Raw genomic sequence first — 1,702 nt, forward strand, 5'->3', positions numbered from 1 at the left:
AGGTGCTCGGGAATGAGATTGAGGAAGACGGCCGCCCAGTAGAGCAGCAGCCCGGTGTCGACCGCCACCAGTAATTTCTTATACGTGGAGCCCATACATACATCCCTACATTGTGGCGACATTTCCGTCGACTAACCCTGGGCGTATCCGACGAACCGCCGCTCGATTCTCGGCATCAAACGGTGCATTACGTACAGGTTTCCGTAGACCACCACCATCACCATCATGAAACATACTACTGTCAACATATTGATCCTCCAGTAGTGTGAGATAATAAACCACATCAGCGGAACCTGAAGAGTGACAGTCACAACCCCCGGGACATACCCCCTGAACCGGAAACACATTCTATAGTGGATAAGAAAGTGAAGGCTGTACGCCACACAGAAGCACAAGTACAACTCGTCACCTCGCGTCAACGAACACACATAAGAAACAGTCAACAGAATAACAAACTCCTCCAGCACCCCCACCGTAAACGCCGAACCATCTCTGGTTTCCCCAAAATAATCTGCCTGATTGGGGAGCGCCCGAAACTTCGACCGCCGCTTCCACAGAGGCAGAAACACCATCTCCTCAAAATCGTGCAGAATAAACAGGATCGGCAGCGCCCAGTAGCCGAGCAGAAACGACATTCTTCCTCCCAGTGATGACCCATCAGTCGATGAGGACTGTATGCCGGAATCACGTCCCATTCCACTCACACAGCACTTGTGGTACAGATTCGCAGAATCTGTACCACATAACAGGGATGTCAAACTCACCTCTCAATGCGGGCCGCTCACAGGCGTCAAGACCTCAGGATGGAGTCGACTACGGCAAGCATTCAGCGTAAACCGACAATTCCTCGAGAAATGTCCGGACAACCTCCGAAGCTTTCGGGTCCATATCACGATCGAGCCAATGCAGGAGAATATTCCACATTCCACCAACGAACAGCAGATCCACGAGAGTTTCGTCAACTCCAGAGACCCCATGCCAGGGAAGGTCGGAGTGCGGCAGCGCCTCTAGGAACTTTTTTCGCTGCACATCAAGCGCCAGATCCAAAAGCTGACGCCTCCTTAATAGGATAACATACTCTTTGCGATCCCCCCAGAAGGAGAAATAATAGTTGAGAATTCCCTCAACATCCGATATGCCGCGCTCTTCAACACCTTGGAGATACTCTCTCAGCAACTCCTCAATATAGAATGTCAAGACGGACCTCTTCGTGGAGAAGTGGCGATAGTATGTATTTCTAGATACACCCGCCTTGGCCACTACCTCTGATACAGAGATCTCATCAAGCTCATAAACCGCAAGCTTTTCAAAGAGCGCCTCAGCGATCCGCACCTTAGAACGGTACACGCGGGCGTCCACATCGACTTCACCACGATCAGCACTCCTCATCATATTCTAGGAGTGTAGCCCTCGACCGCAGACAGAGACTCAGGATGTGCTGCCTGCTGGGCGAGAGTCTCAGCCCCTTACTTCACGGTTCTCCGGGTCCTGCTAACCAGGGATCGAGCGCGCCGCGCAATCGCCAGCCCGAGTGAAGTGCGCCATGTGCCGGCCAGGAACACTCTCAGATCTCAGCAGTACATCCCCCAGCACTCCCGGCGGCGGTCCAAGACCGTCCAGAGTGAGGGGCGATAGCTGCGGCCCGCACTCAGGACCGCCGGCCCAGGACCAGGCTCATGGCCTCGGAGCGGGTGGCGGCGTT

The 1,702-nt window shown here is 53.8% G+C and carries 2 protein-coding genes; both read right to left on the reverse strand.

Annotation, left to right across the window (positions count from 1 at the left end; all coding sequences use genetic code 11):
- Window positions 1–131: 131 nt before the first annotated feature.
- Window positions 132–635 (reverse strand): HXXEE domain-containing protein, encoded by a 504-nt coding sequence (locus ACO5R6_RS07610; protein WP_075407868.1) that lies wholly within the window; start codon window positions 633–635, stop codon window positions 132–134.
- Window positions 636–813: 178 nt separating this feature from the next.
- Entirely contained in the window at window positions 814–1,347 is a 534-nt protein-coding gene (locus ACO5R6_RS07615) for a TetR/AcrR family transcriptional regulator (protein ID WP_485626575.1), read from the reverse strand.
- Window positions 1,348–1,702 lie beyond the last annotated feature (355 nt).

The sequence above is a fragment of the Shuttleworthella sp. genome (assembly GCF_057251025.1).